General features: G+C 62.7%; 18 protein-coding genes. 10 read left to right on the top strand and 8 right to left on the bottom strand.

The genetic code is table 11. The features are described 5' to 3' along the window. Positions 1-9: 9 nt before the first annotated feature. The 7 genes from ACTJKL_RS12030 to ACTJKL_RS12000 all read right to left on the bottom strand — a co-directional run bounded on the left by ACTJKL_RS12030 (position 10) and on the right by ACTJKL_RS12000 (position 3,415). Positions 10-312: a DUF6074 family protein gene (locus ACTJKL_RS12030; RefSeq protein WP_440852950.1), complete on the bottom strand. Its 303-nt coding sequence runs from the start codon at positions 310-312 to the stop codon at positions 10-12. 398 nt (positions 313-710) lie between these two features. Further along, entirely contained in the window at positions 711-1,493 is a 783-nt protein-coding gene (locus ACTJKL_RS12025; RefSeq protein WP_324763499.1) for an SDR family oxidoreductase, read from the bottom strand. Continuing rightward, positions 1,490-1,861, bottom strand: a complete 372-nt coding sequence (locus ACTJKL_RS12020; RefSeq protein WP_198516676.1) for a hypothetical protein — start codon at positions 1,859-1,861, stop codon at positions 1,490-1,492. Before ACTJKL_RS12020 ends, ACTJKL_RS12025 begins: the two co-directional genes overlap by 4 nt. A gap of 103 nt (positions 1,862-1,964) precedes the next feature. Continuing rightward, positions 1,965-2,387 (bottom strand): low affinity iron permease family protein, encoded by a 423-nt coding sequence (locus tag ACTJKL_RS12015; RefSeq protein WP_275599332.1) that lies wholly within the window; start codon positions 2,385-2,387, stop codon positions 1,965-1,967. A gap of 159 nt (positions 2,388-2,546) precedes the next feature. After that, entirely contained in the window at positions 2,547-2,795 is a 249-nt protein-coding gene (locus tag ACTJKL_RS12010) for a DUF982 domain-containing protein (protein WP_013850416.1), read from the bottom strand. Next, the gene (locus ACTJKL_RS12005; RefSeq protein WP_003526277.1) at positions 2,773-3,054 is read right to left on the bottom strand and encodes a DUF982 domain-containing protein; all 282 of its coding nucleotides are present in this window, start codon (positions 3,052-3,054) and stop codon (positions 2,773-2,775) included. The genes ACTJKL_RS12010 and ACTJKL_RS12005 overlap by 23 nt, the downstream gene beginning before the upstream one ends. Positions 3,055-3,163: 109 nt before the next feature. Then, positions 3,164-3,415, bottom strand: coding sequence for a DUF982 domain-containing protein (locus ACTJKL_RS12000; RefSeq protein ID WP_013850417.1), 252 nt, complete (start codon positions 3,413-3,415; stop codon positions 3,164-3,166). A gap of 354 nt (positions 3,416-3,769) precedes the next feature. Here ACTJKL_RS12000 and ACTJKL_RS11995 point away from each other — a divergent pair, with 354 nt between their 5' ends. From ACTJKL_RS11995 to ACTJKL_RS11980, 4 genes are all read left to right on the top strand, one after another. Continuing rightward, a complete protein-coding gene (locus ACTJKL_RS11995) occupies positions 3,770-4,867 on the top strand; it encodes a DUF475 domain-containing protein (RefSeq protein ID WP_440852949.1) in 1,098 nt (365 codons plus the stop codon). Between the two features lie 206 nt (positions 4,868-5,073). Next, complete coding sequence (locus ACTJKL_RS11990; protein ID WP_411922935.1) at positions 5,074-5,418, top strand: hypothetical protein; 345 nt, start codon at positions 5,074-5,076, stop codon at positions 5,416-5,418. Between the two features lie 257 nt (positions 5,419-5,675). After that, positions 5,676-7,424 carry a type I secretion system permease/ATPase gene (locus ACTJKL_RS11985; RefSeq protein WP_440852948.1) on the top strand — a complete coding sequence of 583 codons (1,749 nt, stop codon included), beginning with the start codon at positions 5,676-5,678 and terminating at the stop codon, positions 7,422-7,424. Beyond that, positions 7,421-8,740 carry an HlyD family type I secretion periplasmic adaptor subunit gene (locus tag ACTJKL_RS11980; RefSeq protein ID WP_100671507.1) on the top strand — a complete coding sequence of 440 codons (1,320 nt, stop codon included), beginning with the start codon at positions 7,421-7,423 and terminating at the stop codon, positions 8,738-8,740. The genes ACTJKL_RS11985 and ACTJKL_RS11980 overlap by 4 nt, the downstream gene beginning before the upstream one ends. Before the next feature lie 44 nt (positions 8,741-8,784). Here the strand turns inward: ACTJKL_RS11980 and ACTJKL_RS11975 are convergent, their stop codons facing one another. Then, entirely contained in the window at positions 8,785-9,558 is a 774-nt protein-coding gene (locus ACTJKL_RS11975; protein WP_440852947.1) for a GntR family transcriptional regulator, read from the bottom strand. Positions 9,559-9,770: 212 nt separating this feature from the next. On the opposite strand from ACTJKL_RS11975, the gene ACTJKL_RS11970 reads away from it, so the two are divergent. The 6 genes from ACTJKL_RS11970 (at position 9,771) to ACTJKL_RS11945 (ending at position 16,359) form a co-directional block, all read left to right on the top strand. Then, positions 9,771-11,156: a 6-phospho-beta-glucosidase gene (locus ACTJKL_RS11970; protein WP_440852946.1), complete on the top strand. Its 1,386-nt coding sequence runs from the start codon at positions 9,771-9,773 to the stop codon at positions 11,154-11,156. After that, complete coding sequence (locus ACTJKL_RS11965; RefSeq protein ID WP_440852945.1) at positions 11,147-12,082, top strand: carbohydrate kinase family protein; 936 nt, start codon at positions 11,147-11,149, stop codon at positions 12,080-12,082. The genes ACTJKL_RS11970 and ACTJKL_RS11965 overlap by 10 nt, the downstream gene beginning before the upstream one ends. A gap of 35 nt (positions 12,083-12,117) precedes the next feature. Next, complete coding sequence (locus ACTJKL_RS11960) at positions 12,118-13,380, top strand: ABC transporter substrate-binding protein (RefSeq protein ID WP_440852944.1); 1,263 nt, start codon at positions 12,118-12,120, stop codon at positions 13,378-13,380. Between the two features lie 90 nt (positions 13,381-13,470). After that, positions 13,471-14,583, top strand: a complete 1,113-nt coding sequence (locus ACTJKL_RS11955; RefSeq protein ID WP_440852943.1) for an ABC transporter ATP-binding protein — start codon at positions 13,471-13,473, stop codon at positions 14,581-14,583. Next, the gene (locus tag ACTJKL_RS11950; RefSeq protein WP_338281689.1) at positions 14,580-15,473 is read left to right on the top strand and encodes a carbohydrate ABC transporter permease; all 894 of its coding nucleotides are present in this window, start codon (positions 14,580-14,582) and stop codon (positions 15,471-15,473) included. The genes ACTJKL_RS11955 and ACTJKL_RS11950 overlap by 4 nt, the downstream gene beginning before the upstream one ends. 10 nt (positions 15,474-15,483) lie before the next feature. Next, positions 15,484-16,359 carry a carbohydrate ABC transporter permease gene (locus tag ACTJKL_RS11945; protein WP_440852942.1) on the top strand — a complete coding sequence of 292 codons (876 nt, stop codon included), beginning with the start codon at positions 15,484-15,486 and terminating at the stop codon, positions 16,357-16,359. The last annotated feature ends 88 nt before the right edge of the window (positions 16,360-16,447 follow it).

Raw genomic sequence — 16,447 nt, 5'->3', positions numbered from 1 at the left:
ATCGAGGCATCATGGGCGGCTGTCGGAGCGGTTCCGGGCCGCAGGTTCCTGATAGCGTTCGGCGATAGCGATCTGGACTTCCGCCTGGAACGCGAGGACCTCGTTTCGGATATCGTCCTCGCGTAGACCGAGTGCCGAAAGCTGCTCGGCGAGCTTTCGGCACTCGCTCTTCCAGTAGTCGACGGCAGCGGGCCCGTGTATCCGGTCGAGTTCGCGTGCGCAGCGGTCGACATCGCCTGCGCGTGCCGCCAAAGGAAACGCGACCACGTCGCCGCCCCGGACCATGGCTCGTTCACCAAACTCAGCTGCCATCGAATCACCCTACGTTCATCACCAGCCACGTCTATCGGCTAGATGGTTAACGATTCATTCGCCCGCCATCGCTTGCCCTCTGGCGGTATCGTCCGGGAAAACCCGGAAGCGACAACATTATCCGGTGCGAAGGGAACAAACGCATCGCTGCACGGTTTGATAGTCGGACCGCGTGGAATCAAGTTCCCTCTCCGCAAAGCCCCTACGGATCCACGCTCTCCTCAATAATAACGAACAAAATAGTGGGCCCCGCCGCCCCGGGCGGGGCCCTTTCCTGTGCGGCTTTGCGTGTCGAAGTGTCGCCAGGGGAACGCATCTCAGGCGAGACCAGGAAAGACGGCCGGCGAGCGAGCGCGGAACGCATTCTTGTCGATCATGATCTGTGACGAGGGGAGGGACTATCGCAGCAGGCCCTGGCCGCCGTCGATCCAGACGGGGCTTCCGGTCACGTGGCGCGCACGCTCGGAGACGAGGAAACGGATAAGCTCCGCCACGTCTTCGCTGCGCCCCGGTTGCCCGTCGGTGATAGGCACCTGCCCCTCCGGCCATTCGACGGGAATCGCCGTTTCCGCTTCGTGGCGCAGCTTGGTGTTGTCGTTGATGTTCGTCTCGATCTCGCCGGGGCAAACGGCGTTGACCCGGATACGGTGCTTGCCGAGCTCCAGCGCCAATTGCTGAACGATCGCGACCTGTGCCGCCTTCGTGGCGGTGTAGGCCGTGGCACCCGGTGTCGTGAAGGTCCGGGTGCCATTGATCGACGAAACGACCACGATGGCGCCGCCCCCGCGCTGTTTCAGGTAGGGAACCGTCAAATGCAGGGTGAGGAACGTGCCGCGCAGGTTGACGGCGATCGTCTCGTCCCATTCGAAAGGCTTCAGGTCATCGATCGGCGCCCAGACGCCATTGATGCCGGCATTGGCGACGACGATGTCCAGATGACCGAACTTGAGCACAAGATCTCTGACTGCGTTGCGCATCTGCAGCTCGTCGGAGATATCCGCCTCCAGCGCGATCGCCTGGCCGCCGGAACCGACGATCTCATCGGCGACTTCCTCCACCTCCATGCGGGTGCGCCCCAGCGCTCCCACCTTCACGCCGTCTGCGGCAAGCGTAAACGCGGTGGCTCGGCCGATGCCGGATCCGGCACCGGTGATCAAGGCGACGGGCGATGACTGGTTCATGGCTGGCCGTTCTTCGCGCGGTCGGTCGGGATCGTGGAAACCGTAACGGATACCGGATCGCTGGCGGGGAATGTGTCCTCAAGGCCCTCGTCGAGCTGCCTTTCCATTTCATCCGTGTCTTTCGCGCCACGTGCGCTGCGGTGGATTTTCGAGGTTTCCTGGGACTCCTCGATCGCGCTGCAATCGGCGGACGCGAGCTCACGCATGACGGCTTGCGCCTTTTCGATGGCGTTGAGCCGGTTGAGGTTTGCGGCCGCGTCGTTGCGCATCGAGACCGAAACGATCTCACCGCCGTCGCCGACGAATTCGACCGTGAAGCCGGCTTTCCCGCCCTGTTCGGGGATCACTTGTGTACCTACAAGATGCATACGGCACCTCCTCGTTCGCTGCGGCGCTTCCATGCCGCATTGGGTTCTGCGGTCGCCCGCCATTCGTCAGGCAAACGGATGCGGTGTGTTTTGGTTCCGACGCCTAGCTCCGGGTCGGCGGCCGCCGGCTGAGAACGTTCGCGACCTTTTCCCGAAGCGTATGATCGTCTTCGTCGTGGGCGTGCTGCTGGAGTATCTCGCCCAGGCGTTTCAGCTCTTTCTCGTCGAGCCTCTCAATGCCTACGTAACTGTTCTCAGCCGAGCTCGTCAGAATGAGCTCGTCGAGCTTCGTCTGAAGCGCTCGGCCGTCCCGGTTCTGCGTGTTCTGAAGGACGAAGACCATCAGGAAGGTGACAATCGTCGTGCCGGTATTGACGACGAGTTGCCACGTCTGGGAAAAACCGAAGATCGGGCCTGTGAGGGCCCATACGGCTATCAATACAAGGGCGAGGACAAAGACGGCGGGGCGCCCGGCATACTCCGCCACCGCACTTGCAAACCTGCTGAAACCATTGGCCTTTGGCATCGGATATCCCACGTTTGTTGATCCGCTGATCAACACGCGAGCAGGCGAAGAGTTCCCACCCGACGCCAAGCTCCGTCAGGCGCGCAACGCTTCGTAGGCACCTTGAATCGTGGGTGCGCGCGGGAAGCCGCATGCGGTGTCCTCCCGCGCATGTATCGGTCAGCTTACGATATTGACCTGCGCCTCTTTGGCGGCAGCGACGAAGGCCGCCCGCGCGACATAAGCGGGGGATTCGCGTTCGAGCACCGCCATGCAGATGTCGATTGCCGCCTGGTAAGCCTGGCCGTGGCTGACCGGCCACCGCTTCGTCAGCAATTCGACCGCCTGTCGGGTGTTCGACACCATGTGGATCTGCGGATCATCGGGCATCCGCACGGGGACGCATTCATTCCAAGGGCCGGGGTCCATGACCTTCCTCCTGCAGCGGCACGACCGTCAGAAAGGCCTCCCGCAAAGCGGCGATGAAGGCAGCCCGCGCATCTTCCGGTCTCTTTCTGCGCTTGAGCGCCGCATTGCATGCACGGATGGCGCAGCCATAATAGGCGCCGTCCCGCACCGGCCATTCGCTTTGCAGGCAGTGCATCGCATCGAGCGGGCCGACAACCGTGCGGCACCTGCCGTCGAGCATGTTGATATTGACGGGCTTGCTCCATGGAATCTCGTACATCGTTCTTCCTCGCCCAATACGAAGGCCGCCAGCACGGCGCCTCCCGCGTCCCACTCCGAAACTCGATCGACCGCGTCTTTCGACGCGTTGGAATCTGAATTGTCCTGGTCTAATGGCTGCGGATCGAAATATGTGCCTCTTCCGCTGCCTTTATAAAGGCCCTGCGGGCCCTTTCGGTCTTTACCTTGCCATCCAGAGCCTGGAGGCATACGCGCTTGGCTGCGGCCAGCGCCGGTCCATCCCGACGCGGCCATCGCTGCAACAGGCATTCTACGGCCTCGCGCGTGCTTTTCACGTCGCGATATTTGCCCTCGGTTCCGAGTTCCAATTCGACACTCTTATCCCACCAGAAACAATGCATGACGCGAGCCTCGCGGGGTTGTTGCCGGTTGGAAATGAAACTTGGGAAACGGGCTTTTGGTTCCGCTGCGAGCACGCGCCTGCCCCTTGACGCAAGGCGCGGCATTGCTAAGTAAGAGACGTCCCGCTCTTGGACATCGGAATGCGGGATGAACATTGGTGCCGGGCCCCTCTGGCGAGAGTTTACGGCGCTCTCGTGATGTCGGTACCGCCAGCAAGTCACGCCGGCGGATATAGCTACCATGAAAACTGATCTCATGCCTCACGCATGTGCCCATACGGCTGTGCGTTTTTTTGTCTCTGGAAATCTCCCTTTCGCCCACGCTTCCACAGCGCGTGGAGGGGAGGTTCGCCCATGACCGGATCCAGCACACAGACAACCGCCCTCGGTTATTTCAAATGGGCGTTCATCGTTACGGCTGCCGGGCTTCTGCTTGGCGGATGGCTCGGCTGGCAGTCGACCGGCACCATCGGCGGAATGATGACGGTGTTCTTTATCTGCACCGTGCTTGCCGTCCTGGAAATCTCGTTGTCCTTCGACAACGCCATCGTCAATGCCAACAAGCTCAAGGACATGACCCCCGTCTGGCAGCAACGCTTCCTGACCTGGGGCATCCTCATCGCCGTTTTCGGAATGCGCATCGTCTTTCCGCTGCTGATCGTGGTCATCGCCGCGGGTATCGGTCCGATCGATGCCGTCATTCTCGCAGCGGCCCGGCCCGAGGAATATTCCCGGATCATGCACGAGGCGCATCTGCCGATCGCCGCATTCGGCGGTACATTCCTGATGATGGTCGGTCTCACCTATTTCTTCGATCATGAGAAGGACGTGCACTGGATTGCATGGCTGGAGAGCCGGATGGCACGCTTTGCGACCATCAAAGGCGTCGAAATTGCCTTCGTGCTGGCGCTCATACTCGGCTTTTCGAGGCTGCTCGAAGCGGAAGAAGCCGTGGTCTTCGTTCATGCCTGCGTTTACGGCCTCCTCACCTTCCTGGCCGTCGAGGTGGTCGGCGGTCTGCTCGACGCCTCGCAGCAGACGATGAGCGCTGCGGCGAAGGGGGGCTTCGGGGCTTTCCTTTATCTGGAAGTGCTCGACGCCAGCTTCTCCTTCGACGGAGTGATCGGCGCTTTCGCTTTGACCCAGAACCTTTTCATCATCGCCATCGGGCTCGGCATCGGGGCGATGTATGTCCGCTCCATGACGATCATGCTGGTCGAGAAGGGCACGCTCAGTGAATACCGTTACCTGGAGCACGGCGCCTTCTACGCTATCCTGATCCTTTCCGTGGTCATGTACTTCCAGACGCTGATCCACATTCCCGAAGTCATTACCGGCCTCGGCGGGGCGGGCCTCATCGGTCTTTCGCTCTGGTCTTCGATCCGGCACAACAGGCGGGAAATGGAGCAGGTCGAGGGCGACACGGGCGGGCGCAGACGCCTCGAGGCTTGAGCCAAGCACGGGTCATTGGATCCATCCGGCCGAAAGGTCTCATCAGGACGAGGAACGACCCGGCGGATATTCCGCCGGGTCGTTCTTTTTCGTGCGCCGCATTTTCTCCCGCCTTGCCGGAAAAGTGCCAAAGTCTTGGGCAATTGGGGCCGGCCCTGCCGGCCGCGAGTCCCTGCGCCGTCGGGCTGAAGAAATTGCGCGGAGGAATGCTCGTGAACGCCAGTCCGAACGATCTTGCCCTGATTGCGGTAATGCGCCGGTATTTTTCGCTGAAGGAGGAGGCGGGCGCCTTGAAGGGGCGGCTCGAGGCCGCCCGCAGGAGCGCCGGCGACGAGATAGGCCGCTTCTATGATCCGCGCACCAATGCGACGCACGCGGACGAGATCCTCGCATGGCATCGGCTCCGGCGGGAAATGGAGGAACTGATGAGCCTTGCCGCGACATGGGGAAGGGGCGGCAGCATCGAGGGAAGCTCTCTGGCAGCGACGGCCGAGCCGATCCCTCCGACCGTATCCGCCCCTCTGGCCGAGGCCGCAGCTTCGATGGAGTGATGGCGCGAATGCCGGCAGCAAAGCGCGGGATTCGCAGTGACCGGTAGTCAATTAAGCAAGTTTGGCGTACATCATTATATTTTCGGGAACAACTCTTCCTTGCGAGCTTTGGAAGTATGAGCCGGCACGGTCCAGACAACGGGACAAAAGAGCGTCGATGCGGATGGCCGGTCTGCGGTGTTCGGCGGCGGATGAAGAGAAAAGGAGCCGCATGCACCTGAAACCCGATAGCGAGATATCAGCCGGTGCCTGAGTTCATGGCTACATCCAAGGGCAGGAATGCCGATCCAGCCGCCGCACTACGCGATTGCCGGGCGGCCTTTATCGGCGTCGGCATCGCCAGCGCGCTCGTCAATCTTCTCTATCTCACCGGTTCGTTCTTCATGCTCGAAGTCTACGACCGGATCCTGCCGAGCCGCAGCATTCCGTCGTTGATTGCCCTCTCTCTCCTCGCGCTGTTGCTTTATGCCTTTCAGGGAGCCTTCGAGCTCATCCGCGGGCGGATGCTGGTGCGCATCGCCGGCGCCCTCGACGAGAGCCTGAACGGACGCATCTACCGCGCCATCGTGAAGGCGCCGTTGAAGCTCAGAATGCAGGGAGACGGCCTTCAGGCGCTGCGCGACTTCGATCAGGTCCGGTCGTTCCTGTCCGGCGTCGGTCCGGCCGCGCTCTTCGACCTGCCCTGGCTGCCTTTCTACGTCGCGATTTGTTTTCTTTTTCACCCGGTCATCGGATTGATCGCGATCATCGGCGGGTTGATCCTGACGTTGCTCACCTATCTCACCAACCGCGGCACGCAGGCGCCTGCCAAGAAAGCGTCGGAAGCCGGAGGGCTGCGCAACGCCTTCGCTCAGGCCTCCCAGCGCAATGCCGAAGTGGTGCATGCCATGGGCATGTCCGCGCGGCTCACCGGGCTGTGGGAGCGCCGCAACACGGAATTCCGTGACGAGAACCGGCGTACGTCCGACATCGGCAACGGCTATGGCGCGTTGTCGAAGGTCTTCCGCATGGCGCTGCAATCCGGCGTTCTGGCGGCCGGCGCCGTTCTGGTGATCCGCGGCGAAGCTTCGCCCGGCATCATTATCGCCGGCTCGATCCTGACGGCCCGGGCTCTTGCGCCCGTGGAACTTGCGATCGGCAACTGGCGCGGTCTTGTCGCGGCACGTCAGAGCTGGCAGCGTCTCAAGGAATTGCTCAAAGCCCTGCCGGAGGCCGACGCGCCGCTCCAGCTTCCGGACCCGCGCGAACGCCTCACGGTGGAGGGGCTGGCAAGCGGTCCGCCCGCGGCACAGCGCCTCATCGTCTCGGATGTGAACTTCACCGTCCGTGCCGGCGGCGCCGTCGGCGTGATCGGCCCGAGCGCCTCGGGAAAATCGTCTTTGGCGCGCGCCATCCTCGGAATCTGGCCCGCCTATCGCGGTTCCGTTCGGCTCGACGGCGCGGCGCTCGACCAGTGGGACAGCGACACGCTCGGCAAACATGTCGGATACCTGCCGCAGGACGTGGAACTGTTCGCCGGGACGATCGCGCAGAACATCTGCCGCTTTGCGGAAGACGCGACATCGGAGGCGATCGTCGCCGCCGCGAAGGCGGCGCGTGTCAACGATCTGATCCTGCGCCTGCCGAACGGCTATGACACCGAGATCGGCGATGGCGGCATGACGCTTTCGGCCGGCCAGCGTCAACGGGTGGCTCTGGCGAGGGCCCTTTACGGCGATCCCTTCCTCGTCGTTCTCGACGAGCCGAATTCCAACCTCGATGCGGAGGGCGAGCAGGCGCTCAGCGAAGCGATCATGAGCGTGCGCAGCCGCGGCGGCATCGTCATCGTCGTCGCCCATCGGCCGAGCGCGCTTGCAAGCGTCGATCTCGTGCTGATGATGAACGAGGGTCGCATGCAGGCCTTCGGGCCGAAGGAGCAGGTTCTCGGCCAGGTGCTTCGCCCGCAACAGGTGGAGCGACAGAATGCCCTGAAAGTCGTTACAGAAGGGCAGGAGGCGAAGCAATGAAGGGCTGGATCCAGCAGCAGAGGCCGACTGCACGCCGGTCGCTCTCCCGCCATTTGATCGGCGTCTCGGTCCTCGCGCTTGCCCTCGTTGCCGGTGTCGGCGGCTGGGCCGCGACGACGGAGCTTTCGAGCGCCATCGTTGCCGGCGGCGTCGTGATCGTCGACGACAACGTCAAGAAAGTCCAGCATCTGACCGGTGGCATCGTCGGCGAACTCCTGGTCAAGGAAGGCGATCGGGTCGAAGCGGGCCAGGTGCTGATCCGCCTGGACGGTACCACCGTGCGTGCCAATCTGGCGATCATCGAGAGCACGCTGGCGCAGTTCTACGCCCGACGCGCCCGGCTGCAGGCGGAGCGGATCGGCGCCGCATCCTTCGAAATCGAGGAGGATCTTGCCGAGTTCATCCCCGGCACGGCGGCGGCGAAGCTCATAGAGGGCGAACAGCGGCTCTTTGACAGCCGCCGGTCGGCGCTTTCCGGCATGAAGGGACAGCTCGAATCGAGAAAGGCGCAGCTCGCCGATGAGGTCGAAGGGCTCACTGTGCAGTTGAACGCGATCGAGGAGGCGCTGAAGCTGATTGCGGAGGAGCTGACCGGAGTCGATTCGCTTTTCGGCCAGGGGCTCGTGCCTATGCAGCGGGTAACGACGCTGAAGCGCCAGCGGGCGGAGCTGGAGGGTGGACGCGGCAGGCATATCGCCGCCCGGGCCCAGGCCCGGGGCAAGTCGAGCGAGATCGACCTGCAGATCCTGCAGCTGGACGAGGACCGGCGCAGCGAGATATCGAAGGAACTGACGGACGTCGAGGCGAAGATCGCCGAATATGAGGAGCGCCGCACCGCCGCGACCGACCAGCTGCGCCGCCTCGATATCACCGCGCCGCTTCCCGGGCGCATTTACCAACTGGCGATCCATACCGTCAACGGCGTCGTCAATCCGGGCGAAACGCTGATGCTTGTCGTGCCCGAGGCCGAGGACCTGACGGTCGAGGCGAAGGTAGCGACCCACGACATCGACCAGATCCGTGTCGGCCAGCCGGTCGAAATCCGCTTCAGCGCCTTCAACCAGCGCACTACGCCGGAGGTCGAAGCCGAAGTCGTGACCGTCGCTCCTGATCTTGTCACGGACGAGCGCACCGGCGCCAGCTACTACCCGCTGCGCATCCGGCCGAAAGCGGAGAGCCTCGCCAAGCTGAAGGGCCTTTCGCTCTATCCGGGCATGCCGGCCGAGGTGTTCATCAAGATCGCCGACCGGACGGTGATCTCCTATCTGACCAAGCCCCTTACCGACCAGATGCGGCATGCCTTCCGGGAAGATTGAGACCGGCGCCGGGCGGTATTGGACGTTTCCCGGAAGTGCTCTGGCTAGAAGCGCCGGTGCGACTGCCTCAGCGAAAGCGGATAGCGCGTCGGATGATAGGCTGCCGCGCTGATATTGACGGTACGGTTGTGATTGTCATAGGCGATCTGATCGAGCGTCAGGACGGCCGCCGGCCGCTCGAGTTGGAGCAGGGACGCCTCCAGGTCGGATGCAAGCCGCGCGCTCAAGGTCGATTGTCCGCGCGTCGGGACGATGCCGTAGCGGTTCTCGAATTCGCCGTAAAGCGACCTGTTCTCGACCGTCCAGTCGATGTCGAGAATGCCGGGCGCGAGCGAGGCGGAGAACCAGTCCCGCTGCACGACCACCGGTAAATCGTCGAGAAGGCGCAGCCTCTCCAGAAAGACCACTTCGGCGCCGGTCGGCAGCGAAAGCGGTCTTGCGACCTCCGGATCGGCCCCGACGATCTCCGCCCTGAGGAGCCGCATGCCGGGCTTGCGATTGTTTGCATGGGCCGTCTGGGTGAAGCTGCGAACGACTTCCAGTTCGTAAAACGGCGCGGGCGCTGTGACGTAGATGCCCTTTCCGGGCCGCGTCTGCAGGTAGCCGAGATTTTCGAGATCCTTGATCGCCTGGCGCACGGTGATGCGGCTGACGCCGTAGGCGGCCACCAGCTCCCGCTCGGAAGGGAGCTTATCGTTCACCGACAGCTCGCGCCGCTCGATCATGCCTTTCAGAAGATTTCGCAGCTGTGCGTAGAGCGCATCCGGATGGTTGCGATCAATGGGGCTTTCGTCCGGTAGGTTCGCTTGACGTGCCATGCTCTCTTGTTTCAGCCGCCGGTTTCCGGATGTTCGTTTGCATTGCACCTGTCCGGACCGAAGACAAGTACCAAGCGGTTTTCGGATCGCCGGCAGGCGCCGCTGACTACTCCGGCGATCGCCAGTGGAAACCGGGAAAACGGCTTCCGTCCGAATTGACATAACTGGTTATATCCAGTAGCGATACCACGATCGGAACGGCGGAGTAAAGAATGAAACTGACCTTGATCGGCGGCGGCGGAGTCCGGGCACCCCTTTTTGTCGGTTCGGCGCTGAGGCGCGCGGAGAGAAGCGGCCTGACCGAGATCTGCCTGCAGGACATCAACGAGCGCAAGCTCGAGCTTTTCGGGCGTATAAGCCAGGAACTGGCGCGGCGCATGCAGTCACCGGTCCGGATCACCATGGCGGCCGACGCAGAACGCGCGCTCGACGGCGCGCGCTATGTGGTCACGACGGTTCGCCCCGGCAACGAGGATGGGCGTATCAAGGACGAGCGCATCGCGCTGGCCCACGGGGTGCTTGGCCAGGAAACCACCGGTCCCGGCGGTTTTGCCATGGCCCTTCGCAGCATTCCGGTCATCCTGAAATATGCCGAGATCCTGAAGAAGGTCAGTCCCGATGCGTGGCTGTTCAACTTCACCAATCCGGCGGGGCTCGTGACTCAGGCGCTGCAGAACGAGGGCTATCATCGTACCGTCGGCATCTGTGACGGGGCGAACGGTGCGCAGGAGGCGCTGGCGCACTGGCACAAGGTGCAACAGAACGACGTGCGCTGCGAAGTCTATGGGCTCAACCATCTGTCCTTTACCAGGCGCGCAACGATCGACGGCAAGGAAGTCCTTCAGTCGCTGCTCGATGACGACGGCTTTCTTCGCTCCACCTCTCAGCGCATGTTCGATGCGAGCCTCATCAGAAGCCAGCGCAACTGGATCAACGAATATCTCTATTATTACTATTATGCGGAGAAGGCGGTCGAGGCGCTCAAGGCCGATGCACGCACGCGCGGCGAGGAGGTCAAGGACCTGAACGCAGCGCTGATCTCGCGGCTCAGCGCGATGGATTTGAATACCGGCGCCGATGCGGCGCTCGCCGCCTATTACGCTTACGAGCGGCGCCGCAACGCCACCTATATGCATTATGCGCTGACGGACGCCCCCAGCATGGAAGAGGCCGACCGGCTGGTCGAAGGCCTTGCCGCCGCGGAGACGGGAGAGGAGGGCGAGGGCTATGCCGGCGTCGCGCTCAATCTGGTCGATGCACTTGAGACCGGCAAACCCTGCTATACCGGCCTCAACGTGCGCAACGAAGGCGCCATCGAAGGCTTGCGGGACGACGATGTCGTCGAGGTGAGCTGCGTGGTCGATGGCGAAGGTATCCGGCCGCTGAAGATCGGTGCGATGCCGGAAGCGCAGTCGCAGCTCGTCCACAATGTGAAGCGCTACGAACGGCTGGCCGTGCGGGCGATCAGGGAACGCAGCCGCGATCTTGCGGTCCAGGCGCTCATGGCTCACCCCCTTGTGCTTTCCTATTCGCGCGCCGTGCCTCTCGTCGATGAGTATCTGGCGGCACACGCCGAGTTCGCAGGGGAATGGTCGTGATCGGCGCGGGCCCCGGTTCGCGCAATGACGTCATGGTGGTCGGAGAATACTACTTCGACCTGATCTTCCGTGGCCTCCCGGAGGTGCCGAAGATCAGCGCCGATCTCTGGGCGGAGGAATTCGAGTGGGTGCCGGGTGCCGCCTATTCGACGGCGCTGGCATTCGCGCGGCTTGGAACGAGTGCCGGGTGGTGGTGCCAGTTCGGCAACGATATCTTCAGCCGCATGATCCTCGAGGAAGCGCGCCGCGAGAATATCGACGATCGCCTCTTCATCCATATCGACAGGCCGCTGCGCCGCGTGAGTGCAGCCTTTTCCTTCGCGCATGACCGCGGCTTCATCAGCTATGCCGAAGAGCCGGACCCGTTGCCGACGCCGGAGGATCTGGCGCGGATCAGGCCGCGCATACTGCTTCTGCAGGGGTTTTCGCTCGACAATGAAAGACGGCGGCTGATCGAGGCCGCGCGCGAACTCGGGATCACCGTCTGTTCGGACTGCCAGCATGTCGACTATCGGCTCTCGACGCCCGGAATGGAGGACATGCTGGGACTGATCGACGTCTTTCTGCCGAACGCATCGGAAGCGAAGGCGCTGACGGGCGAGGAGGACGTGCAGCGTGCGCTGTCGTCGATCGCCCGCTTCTGCCCGACCGTCGTGATCAAGTGCGGAGCGGACGGAGCGATCGCTTCCTCCAAGGGCCGGACGACCCGCGTGCCGGCGCTTGCCGTCGAGGTCTTCGATACGACGGGCGCAGGCGACAGTTTCAACGCCGGCTTCGTTCATGGGCTCCTCACCGAGCCCGACATCGGCGGCGCGATCGAGCTCGGCGTGATCTGCGGCTCGCTGGCCGTGACGGGATATGGCGGCCGCAACCTGCCTTTCAAAGAGGATCTGACGAAATATCGGCGGCGGGAGGCCGCGATATAGCTTGCGTTCACAAGCGAACAAATGAGGGAACGAACATGAAGCATATGTTGAAAACACTCGCAGGCATGACCGTTTTTGCCGTCGCATCGGCCTTTCCGGCAAAGGCGGACACCGTGTCGATGTTCTGTTCGGCGACCGATTACGAACTTTGCGAGAAGGCCGTCCAGAAATGGACGAAAGACACCGGGCACGAGGTGAAGCTCAACCGGATGCCGCAGAATCTCGACGACGCCATTCCGATCTATCAGCAATTGTTCGCGGCCCAGTCGTCCGACATGGACGTCCTCTATATCGACGTCATCTGGCTCGGCATGTTCAAGGATCATCTCCTCGATCTGACCTCTCTCGTACCCGAGAACGAGGTGAAGGCGCATTTCGCCTCTGCCGCGGATGCGGCGCGCCTCGACGGCAAGCTCCTGTCGATGCCCTTCTATATCGATACGGGCCTCATGTTCTACCGCAAGGACCTTCTGGAGAAATACGGCAAGCAGCCGCCGAAAACCTGGGATGAGCTGACGGCGACAGCCAAGGAGATCCAGGACGCGGAGCGCAAGGCCGGCAGCCCGGACATCTGGGGCTATTCCTGGCAGGGCAGGAGCTATGAGGGCCTGACATGCGATGCTCTGGAGTGGATCGCTTCCGCCGGCGGCGGCACCATTCTTTCCGACGACGGCGAGGTGACGATCAACAATCCGCAGACGGAGGCGGCGCTCACCCGTGCCCGCGGCTGGATCGGTACGATCTCGCCCGAGGGGGTCTTGAACTATGACGAGGAAAACTCACGTGCCCTCTTCGAGAGCGGCAATGCCGTCTTCCACCGCAACTGGCCCTATGTTTGGGGAACGTCGCAGGCCGAGGGCGGCAAGCTCGTCGGCAAGGTCGGAGTGAGCGCGCTTCCCGTCGGTGCGGACGGGCAGAAGTCGAGCGGCGCGCTCGGCACGGCCTATCTCGGCGTCTCCAAATATTCCAAGAAGCCGGAGCTTGCCGCGGAGCTGCTGCGCTATATGGTCGGCGCGGAAGACCAGAAGATGCGTGCGATCGAAGGCGGCTACAATCCGACCGTCGAGGCGCTCTACGAGGACGCCGATGTGCTGGCTAAGATCCCCTTCCTGAGCATGGCGAAGACCGCCTTCGAGGAATCGGTCGCACGTCCGTCGGCTGCGACCGGCAAGAACTATAACCGCGTTTCCCGCACCTTCTACCGGGCCGTACACGATATCATCTCCGGCAAGGACGATGTCGCCAAGGAACTCGCCGACCTCGAGCGCCGCCTCGAGCGCGACGTGAAGGCGAAATGACGAGAGCTCGCCCTCGGCCCGGCCGGGGGCGCCTCATCGAAACCGGCTGCGTTGGACGCGCTGCCGCGAAAGGCCTGGAAGGGAAATGGAATGGCTTCGGTCTCCCTGAAGAACGTCAGCAAGACCTTCGGCACCTATGACGTGATCCGCTCCATCGATCTCGAGATCGAGGACGGGGAGTTCGTCGTCTTCGTCGGCCCATCCGGTTGCGGGAAGTCGACGCTTCTTCGACTGATCGCCGGCCTCGTGCCGGTTTCCGGCGGCGACGTGTTTATCGGCGGCGACCAAGTGACGGACGTGCCGGCGTCCAAACGTGGACTGGCCTTCGTCTTCCAATCATACGCGCTCTACCCGCATATGAATGTGGCGCGAAACATCGGCTTTGCGTTGGAAACGGCGCGGCTCGGCAAGGATGAAATCCGTCGCCGTGTCGCCAGGGTCGCGGACATGCTGAAGATCGGTCACCTGCTCGAGCGTCGGCCGCGCCAGCTTTCCGGCGGTCAGCGGCAACGCGTGGCGATCGGCCGGGCGCTTGTCGGCCAACCGGAAGTCTTCCTCTTCGACGAGCCGCTTTCCAATCTCGACGCGGACCTGCGCATGGAAATGCGCTTCGAGATCGCCAAGCTGCACGCCGGCGTCAAGACGACGATGATCTATGTCACCCACGACCAGACGGAAGCGATGACGCTCGCGGACCGGATCGTCATTCTAAACCACGGGCAGATCGAGCAGGTGGGGCGGCCGCGCGAGCTTTACGACCGGCCGGAAAATCGCTTCGTTGCCGGCTTCCTCGGCAGCCCGAGAATGAATTTCGCCCCGCTCGAAGCGACAGGCTCCGCCGCTACGGTTCTGAGGGGGGCAGGCGGCTTCGCCTACGCCGCGGAATATCTCGCGGCCGAAGGAAGGCCTGCGGAAATCGGCTTGCGGCCGGAGGCTTTGAAGCTTGTCGGTGCCGACACGAAAGGCGCGATCCGCGGAACCTTCGAGCGGATCGAGGACCTCGGCTATGAATATGTCTGCTATGTGCGGCTCACCGAGACGCTGGTCTGGATGGTTCGTTCGACGGGAAGTCCACCGCAAGTCGCCCCCGGCGACCCCGTCGGCCTGAGCTGGCAACCGGAAGGTCTCTACCTCTTCGGAGAGGATGGCCGGCGCATCGATCACCGCGCGAGCGTTCCATTGGCCCTTGGAGCATCGTCGTGAACGCCGCCCGCCGGATGGAGCGGCAGCAACGCCGCACCGCATGGATATTCCTGCTCCCGTTGCTGCTGACGCTGGTGGCGGTGGCGATATGGCCGCTCGCCCGCAGCATTTTTTTCTCCTTCACCGACGCTTATCTCGATGCCCCTTCGGATTACGGATTCGTGGGTTTCGAGAATTTCGTGGAAGTTGCAGAAGACCCGGTGTTCTGGGGCGCGGTCAGGAACACGCTCGTCTTCACGCTGGTATCCGTCGGGTTGGAGACGCTTCTCGGACTTGCGATCGCCTTGCTCCTTCACCGCGCTTTTCCCGGCCGCGGCATCGTGCGGGCGGCGATCCTCATTCCCTGGGCGATGCCGATGGTCGTCTCGGCCCGGATCTGGGAATGGATGCTCAACGATCAGTTCGGGCTGATCAACAAGCTCCTGGTCGCGTTGGGACTCGTCGAAAAGGGCGTCGCCTGGACAGCCGATCCTTCGCTGATCCTCGGGACGGTGATCTTCATCGACGTCTGGGTGACGACGCCCTTCATGGTGCTCCTCATTCTTGCCGGCCTGCAACTGATCCCCGAGGAAATCTACGAGGCAGCGGACGTTTCCGGCGTGCCGCACTGGAAACGCTTCTGGTCCATAACCTTGCCGCTCGCGACGCCGGCGATCGGCGTCGCGATACTCTTCCGCGCGCTCGACGCGCTCCGCATGTTCGATCTGAGCTACGTGCTTGCGGCCAACAACGAAAACACGATGACGATGTCGATCTATGCGCGCGACCAGCTCATCAGCTTTCAGGACCTCGGCCTTGGAGCCGCTGCTTCCACCTGGGTGTTCATGATCATCGGGCTGATCGCCATCGTCATCGTCGGGCTTTTGCGCCTCGATCGGGCGACGGGCTGAGGGGGTATCGATGACGGTGAGCGCAGCCATGACGAGACGCTATTCGAACGCGACGTACCGGACCTTGCGCCGCGTCAAGACGGCCGGACTCTATGCCGGCGTGGCGGCCGTCCTCGTCTACATGCTGTTTCCCTATTACTGGGCGATCGTCTCTTCGACCAAGACGGGGCAGGCGCTTTACCAGTTCACTCTGCTGCCGGCGCTCGATTTCAGCAACTACAGGCAATTGTTCGACAATCCGGTATTCATGGGCGCGCTCGTCAATTCCGGCGTGGTCGCGCTTGTCAGCACGGCGATCTCCCTCGTCATCGGCATTCTCGCAGCTTACGCGCTCGGCCGCCTGCATTTTCCTCCGGGCCGCATCGTTCTGATCGCCGTTCTTATGATCTCGGTCTTCCCGCAAGTGGTGGTGCTTTCGGGAATGTTCGAGGTGATCGGATGGCTCGGGCTCTACAATCGGCCGTCGGCGCTGATCGTTTCCTATCTCATTCTCACTTTGCCCTTTACGACATGGATCCTGACGAGCTTCATCCGTGACCTGCCGAACGAATTGGAGGAGGCGGCGCTCATCGACGGCTGTTCGCGCCTGCGCATTCTCACCCATGTGCTGCTGCCTCTGATGGGGCCTGCGATTGCCAGCACCGGTCTGCTGTCGTTCATCCTCGCATGGAACGAATTCCTCTTCGCGCTCACCTTCATCCTGACCGACGAGAACCGGACGGTTCCGGTCGCGATCGGCCTTCTGACGGGTAGCAGCCGCTATGAATATCCGTTCGGCCAGATCATGGCCGCGTCGGTCACGGTGACGCTGCCGCTGCTCGTTCTCGTCCTGATCTTCCAGCGCAAGATCGTCGCGGGGTTGACGTCCGGCGCCGTCAAGGGGTGACGAGCGCCGCCGCGTGCGACGCCATGCGCCAAATTTGGCATGATCTATTTTCGTGATTGGACTTCCCGACCGGTTGGAGTCACGCTGA

It is taken from the genome of Sinorhizobium sp. 22678 (assembly GCF_052044265.1).
Classification (GTDB): domain Bacteria; phylum Pseudomonadota; class Alphaproteobacteria; order Rhizobiales; family Rhizobiaceae; genus Sinorhizobium; species Sinorhizobium meliloti_A.
The sequence above is the reverse complement of the archived record's forward strand: the minus strand, read 5'-3'. Positions and strand labels throughout refer to the sequence as shown.

Excerpts from the sequence above, each read along its gene's own strand:
- ACTJKL_RS11970 (WP_440852946.1), top strand. The coding sequence starts at position 9,771 with ATGAAACTGACCTTGATCGGCGGCGGCGGAGTCCGGGCACCCCTTTTT.
- ACTJKL_RS11965 (WP_440852945.1), top strand. The coding sequence starts at position 11,147 with ATGGTCGTGATCGGCGCGGGCCCCGGTTCGCGCAATGACGTCATGGTG.
- ACTJKL_RS12025 (WP_324763499.1), bottom strand. The coding sequence starts at position 1,493 with ATGAACCAGTCATCGCCCGTCGCCTTGATCACCGGTGCCGGATCCGGC.
- ACTJKL_RS11955 (WP_440852943.1), top strand. The coding sequence starts at position 13,471 with ATGGCTTCGGTCTCCCTGAAGAACGTCAGCAAGACCTTCGGCACCTAT.
- ACTJKL_RS11975 (WP_440852947.1), bottom strand. The coding sequence starts at position 9,558 with ATGGCACGTCAAGCGAACCTACCGGACGAAAGCCCCATTGATCGCAAC.
- ACTJKL_RS11960 (WP_440852944.1), top strand. The coding sequence starts at position 12,118 with ATGAAGCATATGTTGAAAACACTCGCAGGCATGACCGTTTTTGCCGTC.
- ACTJKL_RS12010 (WP_013850416.1), bottom strand. The coding sequence starts at position 2,795 with ATGGACCCCGGCCCTTGGAATGAATGCGTCCCCGTGCGGATGCCCGAT.
- ACTJKL_RS11980 (WP_100671507.1), top strand. The coding sequence starts at position 7,421 with ATGAAGGGCTGGATCCAGCAGCAGAGGCCGACTGCACGCCGGTCGCTC.
- ACTJKL_RS11985 (WP_440852948.1), top strand. The coding sequence starts at position 5,676 with ATGGCTACATCCAAGGGCAGGAATGCCGATCCAGCCGCCGCACTACGC.
- ACTJKL_RS12020 (WP_198516676.1), bottom strand. The coding sequence starts at position 1,861 with ATGCATCTTGTAGGTACACAAGTGATCCCCGAACAGGGCGGGAAAGCC.
- ACTJKL_RS11945 (WP_440852942.1), top strand. The coding sequence starts at position 15,484 with ATGACGGTGAGCGCAGCCATGACGAGACGCTATTCGAACGCGACGTAC.
- ACTJKL_RS11990 (WP_411922935.1), top strand. The coding sequence starts at position 5,074 with ATGCTCGTGAACGCCAGTCCGAACGATCTTGCCCTGATTGCGGTAATG.
- ACTJKL_RS11995 (WP_440852949.1), top strand. The coding sequence starts at position 3,770 with ATGACCGGATCCAGCACACAGACAACCGCCCTCGGTTATTTCAAATGG.
- ACTJKL_RS12015 (WP_275599332.1), bottom strand. The coding sequence starts at position 2,387 with ATGCCAAAGGCCAATGGTTTCAGCAGGTTTGCAAGTGCGGTGGCGGAG.
- ACTJKL_RS12000 (WP_013850417.1), bottom strand. The coding sequence starts at position 3,415 with ATGCATTGTTTCTGGTGGGATAAGAGTGTCGAATTGGAACTCGGAACC.
- ACTJKL_RS12005 (WP_003526277.1), bottom strand. The coding sequence starts at position 3,054 with ATGTACGAGATTCCATGGAGCAAGCCCGTCAATATCAACATGCTCGAC.
- ACTJKL_RS12030 (WP_440852950.1), bottom strand. The coding sequence starts at position 312 with ATGGCAGCTGAGTTTGGTGAACGAGCCATGGTCCGGGGCGGCGACGTG.